The organism is Kribbella kalugense (genome assembly GCF_004365875.1).
In the GTDB taxonomy this organism is placed as follows: Bacteria; Actinomycetota; Actinomycetes; order Propionibacteriales; family Kribbellaceae; genus Kribbella; species Kribbella kalugense.
Genome location: NZ_SODF01000001.1, coordinates 332,246 through 352,877, shown reverse-complemented (window position 1 = coordinate 352,877; position 20,632 = coordinate 332,246). Strand labels below are relative to the sequence as shown.

The 20,632-nt window shown below is 67.7% G+C and carries 21 protein-coding genes; 4 read left to right on the top strand and 17 right to left on the bottom strand.

Annotation, left to right across the window (positions count from 1 at the left end; genetic code table 11):
- Positions 1–10 precede the first annotated feature (10 nt).
- The 8 genes from yajC to EV650_RS01680 form a co-directional block, all read right to left on the bottom strand.
- On the bottom strand, positions 11–463 hold the full coding sequence (gene yajC, locus EV650_RS01715) for a preprotein translocase subunit YajC (protein ID WP_134114637.1): 453 nt from the start codon (positions 461–463) through the stop codon (positions 11–13).
- 233 nt (positions 464–696) lie between these two features.
- Positions 697–1,749, bottom strand: coding sequence for a Holliday junction branch migration DNA helicase RuvB (gene ruvB, locus EV650_RS01710; RefSeq protein WP_134114635.1), 1,053 nt, complete (start codon positions 1,747–1,749; stop codon positions 697–699).
- A 3-nt stretch (positions 1,750–1,752) separates the two neighbouring features.
- On the bottom strand, positions 1,753–2,355 hold the full coding sequence (gene ruvA / locus EV650_RS01705; RefSeq protein WP_134114633.1) for a Holliday junction branch migration protein RuvA: 603 nt from the start codon (positions 2,353–2,355) through the stop codon (positions 1,753–1,755).
- 31 nt (positions 2,356–2,386) lie between these two features.
- Positions 2,387–2,983, bottom strand: a complete 597-nt coding sequence (gene ruvC / locus EV650_RS01700; protein WP_134119822.1) for a crossover junction endodeoxyribonuclease RuvC — start codon at positions 2,981–2,983, stop codon at positions 2,387–2,389.
- Between the two features lie 70 nt (positions 2,984–3,053).
- Entirely contained in the window at positions 3,054–4,205 is a 1,152-nt protein-coding gene (locus EV650_RS01695; RefSeq protein ID WP_134114631.1) for a GNAT family N-acetyltransferase, read from the bottom strand.
- A 27-nt stretch (positions 4,206–4,232) separates the two neighbouring features.
- Positions 4,233–4,694 carry a hotdog fold domain-containing protein gene (locus EV650_RS01690; RefSeq protein WP_134114629.1) on the bottom strand — a complete coding sequence of 154 codons (462 nt, stop codon included), beginning with the start codon at positions 4,692–4,694 and terminating at the stop codon, positions 4,233–4,235.
- 9 nt (positions 4,695–4,703) lie between these two features.
- Positions 4,704–5,273 carry a TetR/AcrR family transcriptional regulator gene (locus EV650_RS01685; RefSeq protein ID WP_202874301.1) on the bottom strand — a complete coding sequence of 190 codons (570 nt, stop codon included), beginning with the start codon at positions 5,271–5,273 and terminating at the stop codon, positions 4,704–4,706.
- Positions 5,270–6,115 carry an alpha/beta fold hydrolase gene (locus EV650_RS01680; RefSeq protein ID WP_134114625.1) on the bottom strand — a complete coding sequence of 282 codons (846 nt, stop codon included), beginning with the start codon at positions 6,113–6,115 and terminating at the stop codon, positions 5,270–5,272. Before EV650_RS01680 ends, EV650_RS01685 begins: the two co-directional genes overlap by 4 nt.
- A gap of 188 nt (positions 6,116–6,303) precedes the next feature.
- On the opposite strand from EV650_RS01680, the gene EV650_RS01675 reads away from it, so the two are divergent.
- The 4 genes from EV650_RS01675 to EV650_RS01660 are packed head-to-tail and all read left to right on the top strand — an operon-like array spanning position 6,304 to position 9,894.
- A complete protein-coding gene (locus tag EV650_RS01675; RefSeq protein WP_305000015.1) occupies positions 6,304–6,960 on the top strand; it encodes a response regulator transcription factor in 657 nt (218 codons plus the stop codon).
- Positions 6,957–8,297: a HAMP domain-containing sensor histidine kinase gene (locus EV650_RS01670; protein WP_134114621.1), complete on the top strand. Its 1,341-nt coding sequence runs from the start codon at positions 6,957–6,959 to the stop codon at positions 8,295–8,297. The genes EV650_RS01675 and EV650_RS01670 overlap by 4 nt, the downstream gene beginning before the upstream one ends.
- Before the next feature lie 34 nt (positions 8,298–8,331).
- Complete coding sequence (locus tag EV650_RS01665) at positions 8,332–9,681, top strand: ferredoxin reductase family protein (protein ID WP_134114619.1); 1,350 nt, start codon at positions 8,332–8,334, stop codon at positions 9,679–9,681.
- A gap of 24 nt (positions 9,682–9,705) precedes the next feature.
- Positions 9,706–9,894 (top strand): hypothetical protein, encoded by a 189-nt coding sequence (locus tag EV650_RS01660; RefSeq protein ID WP_134114617.1) that lies wholly within the window; start codon positions 9,706–9,708, stop codon positions 9,892–9,894.
- Positions 9,895–10,065: 171 nt separating this feature from the next.
- Here the strand turns inward: EV650_RS01660 and EV650_RS01655 are convergent, their stop codons facing one another.
- The 9 genes from EV650_RS01655 to EV650_RS01615 all read right to left on the bottom strand — a co-directional run bounded on the left by EV650_RS01655 (position 10,066) and on the right by EV650_RS01615 (position 20,614).
- The gene (locus EV650_RS01655; protein WP_134114615.1) at positions 10,066–10,827 is read right to left on the bottom strand and encodes a YebC/PmpR family DNA-binding transcriptional regulator; all 762 of its coding nucleotides are present in this window, start codon (positions 10,825–10,827) and stop codon (positions 10,066–10,068) included.
- 35 nt (positions 10,828–10,862) lie between these two features.
- On the bottom strand, positions 10,863–11,456 hold the full coding sequence (pdxT, locus tag EV650_RS01650) for a pyridoxal 5'-phosphate synthase glutaminase subunit PdxT (protein WP_134114613.1): 594 nt from the start codon (positions 11,454–11,456) through the stop codon (positions 10,863–10,865).
- Positions 11,453–12,019, bottom strand: a complete 567-nt coding sequence (locus EV650_RS01645; RefSeq protein ID WP_238173963.1) for a DUF6891 domain-containing protein — start codon at positions 12,017–12,019, stop codon at positions 11,453–11,455. The genes pdxT and EV650_RS01645 overlap by 4 nt, the downstream gene beginning before the upstream one ends.
- Positions 12,020–12,028: 9 nt before the next feature.
- Positions 12,029–12,919, bottom strand: coding sequence for a carbohydrate ABC transporter permease (locus EV650_RS01640; protein WP_134114610.1), 891 nt, complete (start codon positions 12,917–12,919; stop codon positions 12,029–12,031).
- Positions 12,916–13,914 carry a carbohydrate ABC transporter permease gene (locus EV650_RS01635; protein WP_134114608.1) on the bottom strand — a complete coding sequence of 333 codons (999 nt, stop codon included), beginning with the start codon at positions 13,912–13,914 and terminating at the stop codon, positions 12,916–12,918. Before EV650_RS01635 ends, EV650_RS01640 begins: the two co-directional genes overlap by 4 nt.
- 2 nt (positions 13,915–13,916) lie before the next feature.
- Entirely contained in the window at positions 13,917–15,329 is a 1,413-nt protein-coding gene (ngcE, locus tag EV650_RS01630) for an N-acetylglucosamine/diacetylchitobiose ABC transporter substrate-binding protein (protein ID WP_134114606.1), read from the bottom strand.
- 392 nt (positions 15,330–15,721) lie between these two features.
- Positions 15,722–18,262, bottom strand: a complete 2,541-nt coding sequence (hrpB, locus tag EV650_RS01625) for an ATP-dependent helicase HrpB (protein ID WP_134114605.1) — start codon at positions 18,260–18,262, stop codon at positions 15,722–15,724.
- Between the two features lie 32 nt (positions 18,263–18,294).
- Entirely contained in the window at positions 18,295–19,185 is an 891-nt protein-coding gene (pdxS, locus tag EV650_RS01620) for a pyridoxal 5'-phosphate synthase lyase subunit PdxS (RefSeq protein WP_255511912.1), read from the bottom strand.
- 73 nt (positions 19,186–19,258) lie between these two features.
- Positions 19,259–20,614, bottom strand: a complete 1,356-nt coding sequence (locus tag EV650_RS01615) for an aminotransferase-like domain-containing protein (RefSeq protein ID WP_134114601.1) — start codon at positions 20,612–20,614, stop codon at positions 19,259–19,261.
- Between the last annotated feature and the right edge of the window lie 18 nt (positions 20,615–20,632).

Below are 20,632 nucleotides of genomic sequence, written 5' to 3'. Positions count from 1 at the left end.
GGGACGGAAATCAGTTCTCGGTGTGCGTCGGCGGCAGTTTCGGCGCGTCCTGGACCTTGCCGTCGGCCTTGCCGGTGTCCGGAACGTCCACCTTGGTGGCGTCGTCGGCGGCGTCTTCGGTGGCCTCATCGGTGGCCTCGTCGGCAGCGCTGTCCTCGTCGGCGGCGGTCTCTTCCGGGATCACCCGGCCGATCGCGGCCTTGACGACCTGAACCAGCACGCCTTCGGAGATCTCCAGCGTCACGTACTCGTCGTCGGTCTCTTCGACGATGCCGACCAGGCCGCTGGTGGTGACCACCTTGCTGCCCGGGGCGAGCGCGGCGACCGTGTCCGCCTGGCGCTGGCGCTGCTTCTTCTGCGTGCGGCTCATGAACCAGATCATTCCGACGATCAGGATCAGCGGCAGCAGCAGCGTGATGCCGCCACCCCCGGAGGAGGCCATCGGTACGGCGAGGAGTTGCATCGGGTCTCAAAATCCTTTGTCGATCGGAAATGCGGGCATCCGGCACGCTCTGCTCGAAGCGTGCAGGTCGCAGCGGAATGACCTGGAGGTCAGGCCACCGGGGAGTCTAACCCTGAGCGGCAACAAGTGCCTCATGACACCGGGTCACGTTTGAGTCACTCACTACACAGTGTCTACGTTCCGGCACCGGTGGACGTTCCCCGACGTCCACTCTTCAGTTCGGGTCAGGCTCCTTAGTCTTCGTCGGTGTCGAACAGGGTGTCCGCGAAGGTAGCGCTCTTCGGGACTTTCAGCCCGATGTGCCGCCAGGCCGCGGGCGTGGCGACGCGACCACGCGGCGTACGGGCCAGATAACCCGACCGGACCAGGAACGGTTCGGCCACTTCCTCCACGGTCTCACGTTCTTCGCCGACCGCAACCGCGAGCGTGGAAAGACCTACCGGTCCACCGCCGAAACGGCGGCACAAGGCGTCCAGAACGGACCGGTCCAACCGGTCCAGGCCCATCTTGTCCACCTCGTACAGCTCGAGGGCCGACTTGGCCAGCGCGATGGTGATGATGCCGTCCGCCCGCACCTCCGCGAAGTCACGGACCCGGCGGAGCAACCGGTTCGCGATCCGCGGCGTACCGCGGGATCTGGAGGCGATCTCCGCCGCGCCTTCCGCGGTGATGTCGACCTCGAGCAGGGCGGCCGACCGGTTGACGATCTTCTCCAGCTCGTCCGACTCGTAGAACTCCAGGTGGCCGGTGAACCCGAACCGGTCCCGCAGCGGACCCGGCAGCAGCCCGGCCCGGGTGGTCGCTCCGACCAGCGTGAACGGCGGGATCTCGAGCGGGATCGCGGTCGCGCCCGGCCCCTTGCCGACGATCACATCGACCCGGAAGTCCTCCATCGCCATGTACAGCAGCTCTTCGGCCGGCCGGGACATCCGGTGGATCTCGTCGAGGAACAGAACCTCGCCCTCGCTCAGCCCGGACAGGATCGCGGCCAGGTCGCCGGCGTGCTGGATCGCCGGACCGCTGGTGATCCGCAGCGGTGCAGCCATCTCGCTGGCGATGATCATCGCCAGCGTGGTCTTGCCGAGACCGGGCGGACCCGACAGCAGCACGTGATCCGGCGCGCGGTTGCGTCCACGAGCCGCGTGCAGCACCAGCTCGAGCTGCTCGCTGACCCGGCGCTGACCGCCGAACTCGGCCAGCGTGCGCGGCCGGAGCGCGGACTCGATCTTGCGCTCCTCGAGATCCACCGCGTCCCCGGACACCAAGGGCCGAACGTTGTCTTCCATCGGCTACGCCTTGGAAAGCACGCGCAACGCGGCACGCAGTAGGTCGGGGACAGCCGGAGTCGGCATGTCGGCGGCAAGCGGCGACACAGCCGTGACCGCGTCCTCGGCGTCGCGGGCGGAGTACCCCAGGCCGACCAGACCGGCCTGCACCTGCTCCCGCCACGCCTCGTGCGTCTGCAGCGGACGCCCGGTCACCGTCTTCGACGGCGCACCGATCTTGTCCTTCAGCTCCAGCACGATCCGCTGCGCGCCCTTCTTACCGATGCCAGGCACCTTCACGAGTACGACGAGATCCTCGGTCGCGACCGCCTGCCGCAACTGGTCCGGGCTCAGCACGGCGAGCGCGGCCTGGGCCAGCCTCGGCCCTACACCGGACGCGGTCTGCAGCAGCTCGAACAGATTCTTCGAGTCGTCGTCGGCGAATCCGTACAGCGTCAGCGAGTCCTCGCGGACCACCATCGACGTCGAGATCCGGGCTTCCTGACCCGGACGCAACCCGGCCAGCGTGCCGGGATCGCAGTACACCTGCAGGCCTATTCCTCCGACCTCGACGACTGCACTGTCCACCCCGATGGCCGCGACAGGCCCACGTACAAAGGCGATCATCGCCAACCTCCATGCCCGTTCATTTCCATGCTCACCGCTTGTCCTGCTGTGCCGCCACGGCAGCCCGCAGCCTCGCCACCTGCAGGCGGGACTGCGCCTGCGCAGCCGCTTCGAGGTTGCCTCGGCTCGTGGCAGCCTGTTGCAACTTGCTCGTCACGCCACCGCGCCAGACCTGGCAGATCGCCAGCGCCAGCGCGTCCGCCGCGTCGGCGGGCGTCGGACGCTCACTCAGCTTGAGGATCCGGGTGACCATCGTGGTCACCTGCTCCTTGTCCGCCCGGCCGAATCCAGTGACCGCGGCCTTCACCTCACTCGGCGTGTGCAGCGCGACCGGCAGCCCACGACGAGCCGCGACGACCATCGCAACCCCGGAGGCCTGCGCCGTCCCCATCACGGTACGGACGTTGTGCTGGGCGAACACGCGCTCGACCGCGACTGCGTCCGGCCGGTGCAGGTCGATCCACTCCTCCAGCTCGGCCTCGATCCGGACCAGTCGCTTGGACACGTCCAGGTCGGCGGGCGTCCGGATCACCCCGACGGCGACAAGCACCGGCGGCTTCCCCGGCGTACCTTCGACGACGCCGAGGCCGCACCGAGTCAGTCCCGGGTCGACGCCGAGCACCCGCATGGACACCTCCGAACGTTTGTTCGACAACCCTAGTCGGCGGCCTCGCGACTCCTGAAATCGACGCGCCGACTCAGAAGTAGTCGAGCATGTACGGCGTTGGTCCGCTGAAGGCAGCGTCGAGCCCCGAGTCCGCTCCCCCGGTGATCAGTCCGGCGCCGCGGAGGGCAGCAACCGGCGTACCGGCGTACAGCGCGGCCAATCCACGCGGGCCGAGCCGCAGCGCGTCACTCGACGGCTCGGCGGGCGTGAGCCGGCCGGATCCGTCCGCGACGGACAGGTGCCAGTCGCCGGTGTTCGCGGGCAGCTCAGGGTCGTCGATCCGCAGGTCGGTCTCGAGTACGACGCCAGCCGGGAAGCCGCGCGCCTCAATGGCCGCCGGGGCGTCGACGAGCCGGAGCATCCAGCGGTTGATCCGCGTATCGGCCGCCGCCTCGTGCTCGGCGAGCAGGTGGATCGGGTCGAAGGGCGAGCAATACGCGTGCACTGTCGTCGCGATGGACGAACCCGAGCCGACGGTCGCCCACAACGCCCGCGCGGTCTCCTCGGATCCGGCGATCAGCTCGTCGACGGCCAGATTGCCGTCGGACCAGCTGTAGACGACGAACCCGTCGTCCGCGACGTACGCGAAGTTGTTCTCGTCCTCCAGCCAAGCCTCGACGTGACTGACCGGCCAGATCAGCGGACCGCTCGACCGCCGGGACTCATGCGCCTTGCCTGCCAGCTCGAGGAACAGCTCCGCATCACCACGCCCGGCCTTCCGCACCGCCGTACCCTTGCCGCCCAGCGTCCGCAGATCAGCGGCCTGGAAGGAGAACTTGTACCGATTGCCGCCGAACTCGTAGCCCAGATGCCGGTAGAGAACAGTCGTCGCCGGATAGAGGCCCGTCAGCGGATACCCCTTGTCCACGCACCGCTGCAGCACGGCCCGCATCAGCAAGCTCCCGACGCCACGCCCGCGGTAGTCCGGTGCGACCACAACCCCGGCCACACCACCCATCGGCACCCGCCGTCCGCTCCACCACTGCTCGAACGGCCACATCCGCGCCGCCGCGACCAGGTCGTCCCCGTCGAGGACACCGATGAACCGCCCGTCCTCGATGAAGGTGCGGGCGTGCTTGGTCCACCCCTCCCGATCATTGGCCGGACCGAAGGACCGGATTCTTACCTGCCACACCGAGTCCAGCTGGTCCTCGGTGACGTCCACCACCCGCAGCTCAGTCACCCGGCGACCCTACGTCGTACAGCGGGGCTATTTCCTCTCAGTTACCCAGAGATGGATCGTGCCCTCGACGACCACCGTGCCGTCGTCGCGGGTCGCCTTCACGCGGACCGGTACGTCGGGACCCGCCGTCCAGGTATCCGGATCGGTCTCGGCCGAGCAGGTCAGATCGGACGTCGCCTTCGCGAGGTACGCGACCTCCATCCCCTTCGGCAGCCACCGCTTGCCCGAGGGGATCGTCGCCTCGGCCAGCGCACCCATCGCCGCCTCCAGACCGTTGCATACGGCAATCGCATGCACGGTCCCGATGTGGTTCAGCACCGCCCGCCGCTTGGGCAGCGTCAACGCCGCGTAGTTCGGACTCACCTGCACGAACCGTGGACGCACCGACCGAAAGTACGGCGCCTTCCAGGTGAACCCCCAGGAGAACACCCGCTCCCCACCTGGCAACGGCCGCAACCGCTCCCACAACCCCAACACCTGACTCGCCATAGCCGCAGGTTACCCGTGAGTCACTTGGCTGGCTATGAACTGTGCCAAAGCGGCCCGGACCTCCGGCCGGTGGCCGCCGGCGTCCAGCTCGAGGAGGGCCGATTCGACGACGGCGCTGTTCCACATGGCCGCGCTCGGCTCCGGGTGCACCCAGCCCATGGCCGCGAAGTCCGGGCTGGTCCGCTCGATGACCACCTTGTTCCGGGACGCGATCGCTCCGATGATCGTGGGATCGACCCGGGCCTCCAGCAGCAAAGCCCGTACGCCGCGATGGCGCAGACACTCGTCGAGGTAGGCGTTCGCAGTCGCGAGCAGCCTGTCCCGACCCGGCGCCATCCCCGCGATCGACTGCTCGATCACCGCGAATACGCGGTCGTGGAACTCGGTGTGTAGCGCCAGCAGGAACTCCGACCGGTCGCCGAAGTGGTGGAAGAAGGTGCCCTTGGCAACGCCCGCCTCGGCGACGATGAGGTTGACGCTCATGTCGGCGAGGCCGGTCCGCTCCGCCAGAGCCAGGCCTGCGGCGATGAGTTTTGTGCGGGTGGCGGCGGCACGCCGCTGCCGTACGCCGGTGTTCACTGCTTGATCGCCACCGATTCAAGGAAGGGCAGCACCAGGCCGAGGAACCCGTCCGGATCGGAGGCGAAGGCCACGTGCCCAGTCTGCAGGAACTGGAGGTCCGCGCCTGGTATCGCCTTCTGTGTCTGGCGTGCGGCGGACTTGGGCAGGACGATGTCGCGTGCGCCCCACGCCAGCAGGACGGGTACGCCGAGCCGCGATCCGTCGGCGCGCAGGTCATACGCCGGATCGGCGAAGCTCCGCCACAGCGCGGCGGCGACTGCAGCGCCTGCCTTGCTGCGCGCGCGGTCCTGGACTCGGCGGGTGATGGCGCGGCTTTGGTCGTTGGTCGGCTTCATGTAGCGGGGAACGAGTCGGGGGAACACGACGCGGCTGACGGCCGGTATGCCCAGGAGGCGCGGCGCGAGGGGTGGGACCTTGACGAACCCGCCGGTGTTGACCAGCACTAGCCCGGCGACGCGGTCCGGATAGTCCAGCGCGAGCCTGGCCGCGGCGTACCCACCAACCGAATTGCCGATGAAGACAGCCGGCGCCAGATCGAGCGCGGCCACGAAATCGGCAAGAACGTCCGCCAGCAACGGCGCAGTCACCGGGCCGTCGGACGCAGCCTGCCCCGGCCCGTCCGGCGCTGATCCGGCCGGCCCTGATCCGGCCTGCAGCGTGGAGCGGCCGTGGGCTGGCCAGTCCACTGCTAGTACGCGATGGCCGGCGGCCGCGAGCGGGCCGGCGACGGCGTCGAAGTCGGTGTGGTCGTGCAGGGTGGCGTGCAGCAGGACGACCGGCAGGCCGCTCCCCTGCTCGGCGTAGAACACCTGCCCCGCTCTGGTCTGGACGAAAGGCATCGCGAATTCCTCCACTCATTGACCGACCGGTCGGTCAATGAACAGGTTAGTCTCCCTGCCCGAGCGAAGGCAACCGGCGCGGATTCTTAATCTCCCTTGAGGAATGGCTGGGACACTGGCGGTTCGGACCGGTTATCGGACGAGGACGAGGAGGTGCTGTCATCGCTGACCAGTCGCCGAACGTCCTGGTGGTAGACGATGACCAAGGCGTTCGCCTGTCGCTGCGGTTCGGTCTCGGGGCCGAGGGCTTCGAGGTGCGCGAGGCCTCCACCGGCGAGGAGGCGTTGAGTGCGATCCAGGCCCAACTGCCCTCCGTCCTCCTGCTCGACGTAGTCATGCCCGGGATCAACGGCGTCGAGGTGGTACGGCGACTGCGAGCAGACGGCCGGACCATCCCGGTCTGCATGTTGTCCGCGCGCGACGAGGTCGACGATCGAGTGGCCGGACTGGCCGCCGGCGCCGACGACTACGTGGTCAAACCGTTCTCGATCGGCGAGCTCTCTGCTCGCCTCCACGCCCTCGTCAGGCTGCACCAGAGCAGCGACGAACGCCCAATAGTCCTTGGTGACCTGACGATCGAACCAAGCCGCCGCGTCGCCAGCAGGCACGCCCGCGATCTCGAGCTGACGACCCGGGAGTTCGACCTGCTGGCAGTCTTCGCACGGCATCCCGGCCAGGTCCTCAGTCGCGCCCAGTTGCTGGATCAGGTCTGGGGTTACACCTGGGACGTCGACACCAACGTCGTCGATGTCTTCATCGGCTACCTGCGCCGCAAGCTCGAGGCCGCTGACGAACCTCGCCTCCTGCACACCATCCGTGGCGTCGGCTTCGTCCTACGGCCATGAGCATCGTCCCGCAGAGTCTGCGCGCCCAGATCACTGCCAGCGTTGCCCTGGTGGTCATGATCGTGGTGGCTCTTGCCGGGCTGGTGATCGTCGTTCGCATCGACCACCGAGATCGCGCGGACGTCGATCAACAGTTGACCTCACGCGCCGACAAGGTCCGCCAGGACGCCGCCAAACTGACGAACCAGGGCAACCGCCCGAACGACGAGTACGGCGGATTGCTCGCGGGCAGCCAGTCGTTGGTACGGCTGGTTGTCGACGGGCAGATCGTCGCGGAGCGAGGAGACCAGCCGACCCAGCCCCTTCCGGTGGCGACTCAGGACGGCTACACGACACTGAGGGTTGGTAGCGAGACCTGGCGATCGCTGACCGAGCCCCTGTCCGCGGGATCGGCCGAACGCATCCAAGTCCTGCAAGACCTCTCCCCCGTCGAGCAACGACGTACCGACAACATCCGGCTGGTCAGTGTGACCGCGATCGCCGCGATGCTCGTGACCGGCGCCGGCGTTTGGCTGGTCACGCGGCTGATCCTGCAGCCGCTGCAGCGCCTGCGAGCCGGCGCGGCCCGGATCTCCGACGGCAACCAGCAGCTTCCGAGCGAGCAAAGACCGCAAGAGGTTGCCGACTTGTCAGCGGCGCTGAACGCGATGCTCCAGCAGCTACAGACCAGCACGCAGTCGACGCGCCGCTTCACAGCCGACGCCGGTCACGAACTCCGCACGCCACTGACGAGCCTCGGCGTGAATCTCGAGACACTGCAGAGGAATCCCGCGCTCCCGAAGGATCAGCAGCAACAGATCGTCGCGGCCTCGCTGGCGGAGCACCAGCGCATCACTGCGCTTCTCGAAGGCCTGCAAACACTGGCCCGCGGCGATGCGGGCGCACTCCCCGCCCGGGCGGACCTCGATCTGGCAGACCTTGTCGATGACGCAGTTCGGCACGCCAAAGCTCGGCATCCAGAAACGGCGTACACCTTCGACCAGACGCCGCTGCCGCTCGTGGATGGCTGGCAGGTGGGGCTGCGGATCGCGGTCGACAATCTGCTCGACAACGCCGCGCTGCACGGTCACCCGAACGGCCGGGTCGAGGTCAGGCTGCACTGCGACGACCAGTGGGCGTTCATCACGGTCACGGATGACGGTCCGGGTATCCCTGCTGCCGATCGTGACGCGATGAAGGAACGCTTCGCCCGTGGTCCGAATCCGCGGAGTCATGGATCCGGTCTCGGGCTCGCGTTGGTCCAGCAGCAGGCCGAGCTGCACCGGGGAACGCTCACCCTGACAGATGCTCCGGGAACAGGATTGCGCGCGATTCTCGCCGTACCGCTGAACTCTTAGTCAGGTCACAAGCTGGACCGACACCGTGGAAGTCATGACCGAGACTCTGACTGCACGGGCACCGCGGCTGATGGTGAATCTCGTTGGCGGGCTGGCGATCGTGCTGACCACGTGGATCTGGGTGCGTGGTGGTGGACTTGTCCAGACGTTCGTGTACCCCGAGTATCTGCTGGAGTCGCAGGCGCTCTACACCGGTCTGCTGTCGCAGGTCCTGATGATCCTGATGGTGCTGTTGATGGCGCGCATCCCATGGGTCGAGCAGTCGTGGGGACATGACGTACTTGCGCGCCGGCACAAGTGGCTCGGGTACGCGTCGTTCTGGCTGGCGATCGTGCACACCGTGCTGTTCGCGCTCGACCGCATCGATCGCCAGCCGTCGGAGTGGGCCGCCGCGCTGTGGCAGCTGTTCGTCCGGGACTCATGGATGCTCTGGGCAACCATCGGGACGCTGTTGATCATCGGGGTGGTGATCACCTCGATCCAGATCGCCCGGCGCCGGCTGCGGTACGAGTCGTGGCATCTCCTGCACCTGTACTCGTATCTCGGCATGGCGTTCGTACTGCCGCACGAGATCTTCGACGGCACCCACTTCCACGAGACGTGGACGCAGGTCTTCTGGTGGACGATGTACTTCGGTTCGCTGGGCGCGGTCCTGTTCTGGCGGGTGATCCGGCCGCTGTGGTTGTCGTGGCGCCACCAGCTCGTCGTCGATCGCGTGGTCGCCGAGACGCCGAGCGCCTGTTCCATAGAACTCCGCGGCCGGCGGCTCGATCGCCTCCGGACCAGGTCGGGGCAGTTCTTCATCTTCCGGTTCCTCGGCAGCCCCGGCTGGACTCGCGGCAACCCGTACTCGATCTCGGCCGCGCCCACGAGCGACCGACTACGCGTGACCCTTGAGGCCGCCGGCGACGGCGCGACTCGGGCGCGCGTCCTCACACCTGGCAGCCGGGTCCTGATCGAGGGTCCGTACGGAACGATGACCGGTCTTCGGCGACGCCACTCGAAGATGGTGATGATCGCGGCCGGGGTCGGCGTCACGCCACTCCGGGCCCTCCTCGAAGACGCGCCGTACCAGCCGGGTGAGGCGACGCTCATCTACCGCTACACCGACGACGCCATCTTCCTGGCCGAGCTGACCCGCTTGACCGAGCTGCGCGGCGTCGACCTCATCCTGCTCCCGGGCCGCCGACGCGACGACGGCTCCTGGCTTCCGGCCGGCGTACCCGGCACAGACGCCGAGGCGCTGACGCGCTACGTGCCCGACATCGCCAGCCGGGACGTGTTCGCCTGCGGCCCGGTCCCCTGGCTCAGAGCAGTACGCCGTTCCGCCCGCAGCGCCGGCGTCGAGACACGGGACTTCCACTACGAGGACTACGCCTGGTAATCCACCACGTTCGAGGAGAACACCATGAAGAAGATCATCACGTTCGCAATCGCCACCATCGCAGTCGTCGCCGGAGCCATCGGCGTACAAGCCTTCGCCACCACCAACCACGACGACAAGTCGCCCGCAACCACTCAGTCCACCAAACCCGACGACACCCAACGCCCCGGCTACTCAGAAGACCACACCGGCAAACCAGGCGAGACCAAATAGCCCTCAGCTGTGCGGAAAGAAATATGCGCCAGCTGGCAAAAATGCTCCGCAAACCGGCTCGAGTCAGGGGCTGATGCGTTGAGCTTCAGTGAGTACAACCGGGTCACAACGCCGAAGGCCCCTCCGGCGGATCAGGTGATCGACGGAAAGGCCCTCGGGATGTGAGCTGAGTCAGCCGACCTCGGCCATGATTTCGTCCGAGACGTCGAAGTTGGCGTAGACGTTCTGTACGTCGTCGCTGTCTTCGAGGGCGTCGATCAGGCGGAAGATCTTGGCGGCGCCGTCGGCGTCGAGATCGACCGTCATCGACGGGACGAACTGGACGTCGGCGGAGTCGTAGTCGATGCCCGCGTCCTGCAGCGCGGTCCGGGCCGCGACCATGTCGGTGGCCTCGGTGACGACCTCCCAGGACTCGCCGAGGTCGTTGATCTCGTCGGCACCGGCCTCGAGCACGGCCTCCATGACGTCGTCCTCGGACAGCGACTTACCGTCCTGGTCCTTCGCGACGACGATGACGCCCTTGCGGTTGAACAGGTACGCGACCGAGTTCGGGTCGGCGAGCGAGCCGCCGTTCCGGGTCATCGCCGTACGGACGTCCGCGGCGGCCCGGTTCCGGTTGTCGGTCAGACACTCGACCAGCATCGCCACGCCGTTCGGGCCGTAGCCCTCGTACATGATCGTCTGGTACTCCGCGCCACCCGCCTCGGCACCGGATCCACGCTTGACCGCGCGGTCGATGTTGTCGTTCGGGACCGAGGTCTTCTTCGCCTTCTGGATGGCGTCGTACAGCGTCGGGTTCCCGCCAGGGTCACCACCGCCCATCCGGGCGGCCACCTCGATGTTCTTGATCAACTTCGCGAAGAGCTTGCCGCGCCTCGCGTCGATGACGGCCTTCTTGTGCTTCGTGGTGGCCCACTTGGAGTGGCCTGACATGGCGAACCCAACCCTTCTTACCGCTTGCAGCTGACTCAGAGGCCGCGGACCAGTTCGGCGAAATAGCCGTGCAGCCTGGCGTCCCCGGTCATCTCCGGATGGAACGACGTGGCCAGCAACCGATCATGGCGAACCGCGACGATCCTACCCGCGGCCGGGCCCGAGCTCACCGTTGACAGTACCTCGACGTCCCGGCCGACCCGCTCCACCCACGGTGCCCGGATGAACACAGCGTGGTACGGCGTGTCGAAGGCAGCAAACTCCAGATCCGCCTCGAACGAATCGACCTGCCGCCCGAACGCGTTCCGCCGTACCGTCACGTCCAGCCCGCCGAGCGTCTCCTGGCCGGCGATCCCGCCGGTGATCTCGTTCGCGAGCATGATCATCCCGGCACAGGTGCCGAACGCCGGCATCCCGTCCGCGATCCGCTTCTGCAACGGCTCGAACAGCTCGAACGACCGCGCCAGCTTCTCCATCGTGGTCGACTCACCACCCGGCAGCACCATCGCGTCGACCTGCTCCAGCTCTGACGGCCGTCGTACGGCGCGTGCCTCGACGCCGACCTCGGCCAGCATCGCGAGGTGCTCGCGCACGTTCCCTTGCAGCGCGAACACGCCGATAACGGTCACAGTGCGACCCTTCGCTGCCAGTTGAGGGTGACCTCGATGCGGCCTTCGTCGAAGACCGCGGGCAGGTCGTACTGGCGGAGCAGGGCGAGCACGTCCTCCAGCAGCGGCTCACCCGGCGCGACGTTGGCGGTGTCCGGGTGCCAGAGCTTCAGCTCGAGCATGCCGAAGTCGACCGCGTGCCAGACGTCGGTGTCGCTGAAGAACACCAGTCCCTGCGGACTGTCAGCAGCCTCCAGCGTCTGCCGGGCGGCGTGATGGTCCGACGTGTACCTGACGACCACCAGACCGAGCCGCTCGAGCTCTGCGAGTACGGCGTCCAGCCGGTCCGGGTCCGTGGTCTCGGGCCAGCCCTTCACCTCCTCGGCGAGGTCCATGATCGCCTCGCCGATCAGCAGTGGGACGAGGGACGCCGCGTCCATCGACGGTGCGTCCTCGTCCACTGCTTCGGTCAGAGCCGCACTGATCGCGGCGTGGTCGGCGTACCCGGACCGGACCAGGACGCGGGCTAGGCCACGCAGTTCCCGGGCGGTCCGTTCGTCCACCGACTGCAGGTTGCTGGTCACCTGTCCAGGCTACTTCACGCCTCCGGCGGTGACGGAGACCTGCAGCTGGCGCTGGAAGATGATGTAGACGACCAGAACCGGCGCCACCGTGATCACCACGGCCGCGAACAACGCACCGAAGTCGACCGCATAGCCGGCTTGCGACGCGAACGACGCCATGCCCTGTGAGAGCACGTAGTTCTTCGAGTCGGTGTTCAGGGCAACGGGTAGCAGGAACTGGTTCCACAACCCGAGGAAGTTGAAGATGGCGACCGACGCCATCCCCGGCCGCGCCATCGGCAACATCACCGAGAAGAACGAGCGCCACTCCCCTGCCCCGTCGATCTGCGCCGCCTCGTAGATCTCACCCGGCAGCGCCTTGAAGAAGCTGTGCAGGAAGAACACGGTGAACGGCAGCGCGAACGCGACGTACGTGATGATCAGCCCTGGCAGGGTGTTGAGCAGCGACAGGTTCTTGAGCACGAAGAACAGCGGCACGATCGCCAGGAAGACCGGGAACGTCAGCCCACCCAGCATGGCGTAGTAGATCAGCCGGTTGCCGGGGAACGTGAACCTGGCCAGCACGTAGGCGCACATGGCGCCCAGGATCATCACCAGCACCAGCGCGGAGCCGACGACGACCACCGTGTTCAGGAAGTAGCGACCGATACCGGCCGTGGTCCAGGCGTGGGCGTAGTTGCTGAATCGCAGCTTGCCCGGCAGCGCCAGTGGGTTGCCCAGGACCTCCTGCGTCGACTTGAACGAGGACAGCACGGTCCACACCAGCGGCAGGATCACCAGCAGCGACCACAGGATCAGCGCGATGTGGGCGGTGGTGGCAACGCGCTTGCCCTCCCGGTACGGCTTGCCGGGCGCGCGGGACGTGGCGGCCGGTTCGGCCCGTTCGACAGTGGTTGTCATCGGGCCACCTTCACCTTCCGGTCGCGTCCGCCGGTCAGTGCGTTCACTACGAAGACCAGAAGCGCGAACAGCATCGTCACGAGGGCCAGGATCACGCCCATCGCGGTCGAGTAACCGAACTGCCCCTTGGTGAAGGCCGTGGTGAACAGTTGCTGGGGCATGACGAGGGTCGAGTTCTGCGGGCCGCCGCCGGGGTTCAGCGCCTGCATGTAGACGAAGGCGTCGAGGGCGGCGATGCCCAGATAGATGTACGCCGTCTGCACGTTGTCCCGGATCAGCGGCAAGGTCAGGAACACCGCCGTACGGAACCGGCCGGCGCCGTCGATCCGGGCCGCTTCGAACACCTCGGGGTCGATGCCCCGGATGGCGGCGATGAACAGCACCATGTAGAAGCCGACGAAGCCCCAGATCATCACGAACATCGAGGCCGGCATCGCGGTCCGGGCGTCACCGAGCCAGGCGTAGTTCTCGAACTGGTGCAGCCCGATCTTCGACAGCAACGCGTCCAGGATGCCCGAGCTCGGCGTGAACACCTGGGCCCAGATCAGGCCGATCACGATCGCGGGGATCACGTACGGGAAGAACGAGACGATCCGGTAGAAGCTGGAGTTCTTCAGTCCGCGGACAGTCCCGGTGCCCGAGCCGCCGATCGTCACCAGCGTGGCCAGCGTCAGCGCCAGCACGATCGTCACGAGCGGCACGACGATCGCGAGCTCGACGTTGTTGCGGACGGCCTTCAGGAAGATGTCGTCGTGGAACAGCTTGACGTAGTTGTCGAAGCCGACGAAGTTCATCCCCGAGGTGAACCCGGACCAGTCGGTCAGCGAGTACCACAGCGCCTGCACGAACGGCGAGACCACGAAGATCACGAAGACCGCCAGCGGCAGGCCGAGGAACACGACCATGAAGCTGACCCGGTCGAAGGTCAGCGGCCGGCGGCGCCGCCGGACGGCGGACCGCTGGGGTCCACCGTCCGGCACGACATCTTGCGTCATGGTCACTTGGTGACCGGGATCTTCTTGACGGAGCTGTCGTTCCGCACCTTGTCCGTGATCTGCTGCAGGCCCTTGGTCAGACCGGCCGCGTCGAGCTGGCCGGACAGGAACGAGTTCCAGACCACGAGCTGGTCGGTGTTCATGCCGTACAGGCCGAACACCTGGTAGTCGAAGACGTTCGTACCGGCCGCGTCCAGCATCGCGGTCTGCGACTGCAGCGCGGTCGAGCCGAACCCGTCCGCGGGCACCAGGCCCTTGACGATGGTCGGCGCGAGCCGGGTCTTGGCGAAGTTGGTCGCCGCGTCCTTGGACAGCATGGCCCGCAGCAGCTCCTTGCCGCCGGCAGCGTTCTTGCCCTTGGCCGGGACGATGAACGGCTCACCGGCCGCGCTCCGCAGCGACTCGTACGGCAGCTTCGGGCTCTCGGTCAGGGTCGGCTCCGGGACGCCCTTCATGTCGAAGCCCGACTTGGTGGCCTTCTTCATCTCGTTCTCGATCCACGAGCCCGACGGGTAGAGGACGGCCTGCTGGTCGTTGCTCCACTTCGCCTGCGCGGCGGTGAACTGGGTGCCGGCGCCACCGGGGACGAAGTACCCGTTCTTGACCATGGTCTCCATGGCCTTGAAGATGCCCTGGAACTGCGGCATCGACCAGCAGTTCTCCTTGAGGTTCTCCAGCGCCAGCCGGACCTCGTCGCCACCCTCCTTGATGGCGCCGTCGACGGCCATCGTGTGGTAGTAGGTGGCGGCTTCCTTGCCCCAGACGAACAGGTACTTGCCCTTGGCCTTGGCCTTGGCGCCGAGGTCGAGCAGCCCGTCGTACGTCTTCGGCGGCTCCCAGCCGTTCGCCTTGAACAGGCTGTCGGAGTACCAGATGCCGTACAGCGTGAGCACGTAGTTCATCGCGACGAACTTGCCGTCGAAGGTACCGGGGTTCTTGGCTCCCGGGTACAGGGTGTCCGCGATCTTCGTGCCCTCGTAGTTGTTGGCCTCGAAGACGTCGTCCAGCGTCGCCAGCTGGTCCAGGATCGTGTTGAAGCCGATCTGGTTCGCGCCGGAGTTGTCGATCAGGTCCGGCGGGTTGCCGCCGACGAAGCGCGGCTGCAGCTGCTGGGCGATCTGGGTGGACGGGGAGACCTTGAACGTCGAGCCCGCCTGCTTCTTCTGCGCGATGTCGGCCGCGAACTGCACGTAGTCGTAGCCGTAGCCGCCGTTGAAGATCACCGCGTCGACGCTCGACTTGTCCGCCATACCGAACGGGTTGTCCGTGCTCTTCGCCCCACCCTGCGAGGAGTTGTCGTTGCTGCTGCCACTGCCTGCGCAGCTGGCGAGCACGCCACTGAGGGGAAGCACCGCGGCCGCCGCCAGGCTCCCTTTCAGGAGACTCCGTCGTCCGAACTTGCTGGTCTCGCTCATTTGGTCCTGCCTCTTCTCACTAGATTCCCGACGGTGCTGATCACACCTGCCCCTTTGTGGTGAGCGTCCCCCGCCCCGCAGCCAGTGCTCGTCGCGGCTCGTTTCCGACGTTCCAGCCGCACGATATTGGCATCAGGGCGCACTCCGGCGCGCTGCTGCCCGAGGTGATTACGCATTGTCTTTGCCAAAGTCGCTCGACGTCAAGCCTCGCGACGGCGAGTCCCGGACCCGAGAATCGGCGGCCGACCACCCCAGAACGCCTTCTGCACGCACGCACCCACGCTCGCCGTCCTTCACCGGCACCGCGACCGACGCGCCGGATCCGATCCCATTTCGTGACCTCGGGGTGTCCAAACAGAGGGCTTAAGCGACACAAATGGACAGACTTCGGCTCACCGGCGAGGTTTTACCCGCTTGGTCGGGATGGCGGTGAGTGGATCTTCGGGCCACGGATGGCGGGGGTAGCGGGCTCTCAGGTCGGCTCGCACCTGGGGATAGCCCTGCTTCCAGAAGGAGGCGAGATCGCTCGTGATCGCGACCGGGCGCCGGGCGGGCGACAGGAGGTGCAGAACGACCGGGACACGACCGTCCGCGACGACCGGAGTGACAGTCCAGCCGAAGACTTCCTGCAGCTTCACGGCGAGGACCGGCGGCTCGGCACCGTCGTACTGGAGTCTCACCTCGGAGCCTGACGGGACCTGGAGCCGTTCCGGCGCGAGTTCGCCGAAACGGGTTGCCGCGGGCCACGGCAGCAGTCGCCGGAGCGCCGAGGCCACGTCGATGCGGGCAAGATCGCCGGCGCGGCGCACCGAGGCGAGCTCGGTGCCCAGCCAATCGTCAAGATTGGCCAGCAGCGCTTCGTCGTCGACCGCGGGCCACGGGTCTCCGAGATGGGCGTGGCAGAACGCGAGCCGCTCCCGCAAGGCCAGTGCGGCCTCCGACCAGCGCAGTACGGACAGACCGCTGCGCCGGATACCGTCGCGGACGGCGGCTTTGACGAGCAGCGGGTCGGGCTTTGTCAGCGGTACGTCGTTCAGCACGATCGCACCGAGTGCCTCGACGCGCCGGGTCACGATCCGGCCGTCGTCCCAGCGGATCTGGTCGGTGGTCGAGACCAGGTCGCCGGCGATGTCCCGCGCGGTCTGCTCGTCGATCGGCGCCGCAGAACGGATCCTGGCGTCGGCGCGACCGGGTGCCCGGTCGGCGACCGCGATCGCCAGCCACGGCGTGGTCCGTAGCGGCGACTGCGGATCCAGCGCGGCGCCCGTACCACCAGACATCTGGTACGTCGTGGAGTCGGCCGCCCGGATCCGCGCAATCCGATCCGGATACGCCAACCCCACCACAATCCCCGCCGCAAGATCATCCGGTACGCCGGCTGTCCCCGGACCGCCGGTCGTCGCACCCCGGCTACCCGCCGGCCGCGCGCCGTCGCCGCCCAATGAGTCGCCGCGGCCGAGGCGCTTTGTTTCTTCTCGCCAGCGGGCCGCGGCTCCGCGGTCCTCGCCACGGCGGAGGGCTCGCCAGCGAGCCGGGAGATCGTCGCCGAAGTCGCGGCCGGAGTCGTCCGAGAGCATCGCGACGACCTCGCGGGCCCGGTCGGCGCCGACCCGCGGCGTACCGTCCAGCAACGCCCGAGCCAGCCGGGGATGCGCCCCGATCGCCGCCATCCGCCGCCCCCGCTCGGTGATCCGGCCACTGTCGTCAACGGCGTCGAGGCGGCGCAGCAGCTCGGTTGCCGTGGTCATCGCCACCTCCGGCGGTGCCTCGAGCAAGGTCAGACCGTCACCGGCCGGCGCACCCCACGCCGCGAGGTCGAGCGCGAAGCCGGCCAGATCGGCGATTGCGATCTCCGGCGCCGGATGATCGTCGAGATGCGTGTGGTCGGTGGCAGACCAGCACCGATAGACCCGGCCAGGCGCCTCACGCCCGGCGCGACCCGCTCGCTGGTCGGCAGACGACTTCGAAACCCGGCAGGTGACCAACGCACCGAGGCCACGGGACTGATCGGTCCGCGGCTCCCGGGCAAGACCCGAGTCGACCACGACTCTGACCCCCGGCACAGTCAGCGAACTCTCCGCGACCGACGTCGTGACCACGATCCGGCGGGTGGCGGCCGGCGTCAACGCGCGCTCCTGTTCAGCCCTGGACTGACGACCGAACAACGGCAGCACATTCTCACCGGCCAACCGGCGAGTCACCCCGTTGATCTCGGCCTCCCCCGGGACGAACACGAGGATGTCGCCGTCGTTCTCGGCCAGTGCCCGCCGTACGACGGCCGCGACGTGATCCAACAGCCGCGGGTCGACCCGCCCACCGGGCAGCAGCGGCACCGGGACCGGTGGTGGGGCCCACTCGATCGCGACGTCGAACAGCGCGGCGGACGCGGTGATCACAGGGGCCGTGCCCAATGCGCGACTCAGCCTGATCGTGTCCGGCGTGGCCGAGGTCGCGACGATCGCCAGGTCGTCCCGAAGATTCGCCCGGATGTCGAGGCAGAACGCGAGCAGTAGATCGGCATCGAGGTGCCGCTCGTGGCACTCGTCGATCACGATCGCGGCGACACCGGGGAGCTCCGGGTTCTGCTGCAAACGCCGTACCAGAAGGCCTGTCGTCACTACCTCGACGCGGAGTCCTTTGCCGCCGCTGCGTTCACCGCGCATCGCGTAGCCGATCCGCTGCCCGAGCGGTTCGCCGACCAGCTGCGCCAACCGGGTCGCCGCCGCGCGGGTCGCCATCCTCCGCGGCTCGGCGACGACGATCGTGCCCCCGAGCGCGTCGCCGAGCGCAAGCGGCAACAGCGAGGTCTTCCCCGATCCAGGTGGCGCAACCAACACCGCCGTACCGCGCGAACGCACCGCGTCGACCACGGCGGGCAGAACCGCCCGCACAGGCAGCTCCGCCCCCTGCACGGACGATTCAGGCAGCAACACACCCCGACGCTAGCCGACCACGTCGATCAGCTTTACCAGCCGCGCTCGGCAAGCCGGTGCGGCTGGGGGATCTCGTCGACGTTGATGCCGACCATGGCTTCGCCGAGGCCGCGGGAGACCTTGGCGATCACGTCGGGGTCGTCGTAGAAAGTGGTGGCCTTGACGATCGCCTCGGCGCGCTGGGACGGGTTGCCGGACTTGAAGATGCCGGAGCCGACGAACACGCCCTCGGCGCCGAGCTGCATCATCATCGCGGCGTCGGCCGGGGTGGCGATGCCGCCGGCGGTGAACAGTACGACGGGAAGCTTGCCGAGGGCAGCGACCTCCTTGACCAGCTCGTACGGCGCCTGCAGTTCCTTGGCGGCGACGTACAGCTCGTCCTCAGGAAGGTTCTGCAGCTTGCGGAGCTCCTGGCGGATCTGGCGCATGTGGGTGGTCGCGTTCGACACGTCACCCGTGCCCGCCTCGCCCTTGGAGCGGATCATCGCCGCGCCCTCGGTGATCCGGCGCAGCGCCTCGCCCAGGTTGGTCGCGCCACAGACGAAGGGGACGGTGAAGTTCCACTTGTCGATGTGGTTCGCGTAGTCGGCCGGGGTGAGCACCTCGGACTCGTCGATGTAGTCCACGCCGAGGCTCTGCAGCACCTGCGCCTCGACGAAGTGACCGATCCGGGCCTTGGCCATCACCGGGATCGACACCGTGTTGATGATCGATTCGATCATGTCCGGGTCGCTCATCCGGGAGACGCCGCCCTGGGCGCGGATGTCGGCCGGGACCCGCTCCAGCGCCATCACCGCGACCGCGCCGGCGTCCTCGGCGATCTTGGCCTGCTCGGCGGTGACGACGTCCATGATCACGCCGCCCTTGAGCATTTCCGCCATACCGCGCTTGACCTTGGCGGTTCCGGTCTGGTTCTCGGTCACTGCTTTCCTCCTGATCGTGGGGCTCCTCTCCAGGTTAGGAGGTACCAGGCGCCAATCCTCAGTCCACCCTGGATCAAGTGGACTGAGCCAGCGCCTCGCCCAGCCGAGCCACCACGAGCCGGAGCGTGGCCGGCGGTGCGGTGAACGGGATCCGGATGTGGCGGCGGTCGGTGCCGTCCGGCGTGAACAGGTCGCCTGAACCGAGCAGGAGGTTCTGTTCGCGTGCTGCCTCGAGTACTCGGCGTGCTCTGGTCTCGGTCAGCTCGAGCCAGAGCGTCATACCGCCGGTCGGCGTGGCCCATGCCACGCCGTCGAGCGTCTTGAGTCCGGTCTCCAGTGCGGCCAGGTTGGCGCGGAGACGGGTACGGCGGCGTCCGATGACCTTGTCGAGCTTCGGGACGATCGCCCGGGCCAGGAGGTCGTCCAGCGCACTCGGCGAAGGCACGCTGGGTTGTGCGGCGGTGTTGATGCGTCTGCGGAGCTGCTTGCCGGTACGGACCCAGCCGACGCGCAGTCCGCCCCAGACTGTCTTGGACAGCGAGCCGACGCTCACTGTGCGCGGGTAGCGGCTCAGTGGCTCGGCCTGTTCGCCACTGGCGAGCCAGAGTGGTCGCATGGTCTCGTCGCTGATCAGCGCAGCGCCGTACCGACGCGCTATCTCGACAACCGCCGTACGACGGTCTGCCGGAAGACTCAGCCCGGTCGGGTTGTGGTTGTCGGCCTGCAGGTAGATGACCTTCGGGCGGTGTCGTCGGCAGAGGTGCGCGAGCTGGTCGGTGTCCCAGACACCAGCCGGCCAGCCTGCTACGTCCAGCCGGTGTTTGCGCAGCAGGTCAAAGGCAGCTGGGTACGTCGGGGTTTCGGTGATGGCCACGCCCGGTCCGAGGTCTAGTCCGGCCAGTGCGGCATTCAGCCCGGCTGCCGCGCCCACTGTGAGGGTCAGTTGGTCTGGCTCGGTGGGCACGCCTTCTGTGGTCAACCGCTCTGCCAGCGCTGCTCTGAGCTCAACCGATCCACCTGGCGGCGGTCCGTCGCCGCCCATGGCCAGCGCCAGTCCGTCCTCGACGATCTGAGCCGCCGCCTCGGCGACGTCATGCGGAGCGGCTGTAGTCGCGAACCGCAGGTCCAGCACCGGCTGGTCCCCCGGCGTCACCGTCGACGCCGGCGCCACAGGGTCAAGCAGTCGGTCCAGCGGCCGCACTACGGTTCCGGAACCCCGCTTGGTCTCCAGTACGCCGTCCCGCCGCAGGTTCTCCAGCGCGCGTACGACAGTCACCCGGCTGACTCCGAGCCGCTCGGCCAGCACCCGCTCCGACGGCAGCCGCGACCCGATCGACAGGTCTCCCCGCTCGATCCGCCGCAGTACCAGGCCTTCGACCTGCTCTGTCTTCGTGCCGTCCGCAGTCTCCAGCTCCCCCGCTCGCCACATAAGTCCACTATCCCATCA

Excerpts from the sequence above, each read along its gene's own strand:
- yajC (WP_134114637.1), bottom strand. The coding sequence starts at position 463 with ATGCAACTCCTCGCCGTACCGATGGCCTCCTCCGGGGGTGGCGGCATC.
- ruvB (WP_134114635.1), bottom strand. The coding sequence starts at position 1,749 with ATGGAAGACAACGTTCGGCCCTTGGTGTCCGGGGACGCGGTGGATCTC.
- ruvA (WP_134114633.1), bottom strand. The coding sequence starts at position 2,355 with ATGATCGCCTTTGTACGTGGGCCTGTCGCGGCCATCGGGGTGGACAGT.
- ruvC (WP_134119822.1), bottom strand. The coding sequence starts at position 2,983 with ATGCGGGTGCTCGGCGTCGACCCGGGACTGACTCGGTGCGGCCTCGGC.
- EV650_RS01690 (WP_134114629.1), bottom strand. The coding sequence starts at position 4,694 with ATGGCGAGTCAGGTGTTGGGGTTGTGGGAGCGGTTGCGGCCGTTGCCA.
- EV650_RS01680 (WP_134114625.1), bottom strand. The coding sequence starts at position 6,115 with ATGCCTTTCGTCCAGACCAGAGCGGGGCAGGTGTTCTACGCCGAGCAG.
- EV650_RS01670 (WP_134114621.1), top strand. The coding sequence starts at position 6,957 with ATGAGCATCGTCCCGCAGAGTCTGCGCGCCCAGATCACTGCCAGCGTT.
- EV650_RS01665 (WP_134114619.1), top strand. The coding sequence starts at position 8,332 with ATGACCGAGACTCTGACTGCACGGGCACCGCGGCTGATGGTGAATCTC.
- EV650_RS01660 (WP_134114617.1), top strand. The coding sequence starts at position 9,706 with ATGAAGAAGATCATCACGTTCGCAATCGCCACCATCGCAGTCGTCGCC.
- EV650_RS01655 (WP_134114615.1), bottom strand. The coding sequence starts at position 10,827 with ATGTCAGGCCACTCCAAGTGGGCCACCACGAAGCACAAGAAGGCCGTC.
- EV650_RS01640 (WP_134114610.1), bottom strand. The coding sequence starts at position 12,919 with ATGACAACCACTGTCGAACGGGCCGAACCGGCCGCCACGTCCCGCGCG.
- EV650_RS01635 (WP_134114608.1), bottom strand. The coding sequence starts at position 13,914 with ATGACGCAAGATGTCGTGCCGGACGGTGGACCCCAGCGGTCCGCCGTC.
- ngcE (WP_134114606.1), bottom strand. The coding sequence starts at position 15,329 with ATGAGCGAGACCAGCAAGTTCGGACGACGGAGTCTCCTGAAAGGGAGC.
- EV650_RS01615 (WP_134114601.1), bottom strand. The coding sequence starts at position 20,614 with ATGTGGCGAGCGGGGGAGCTGGAGACTGCGGACGGCACGAAGACAGAG.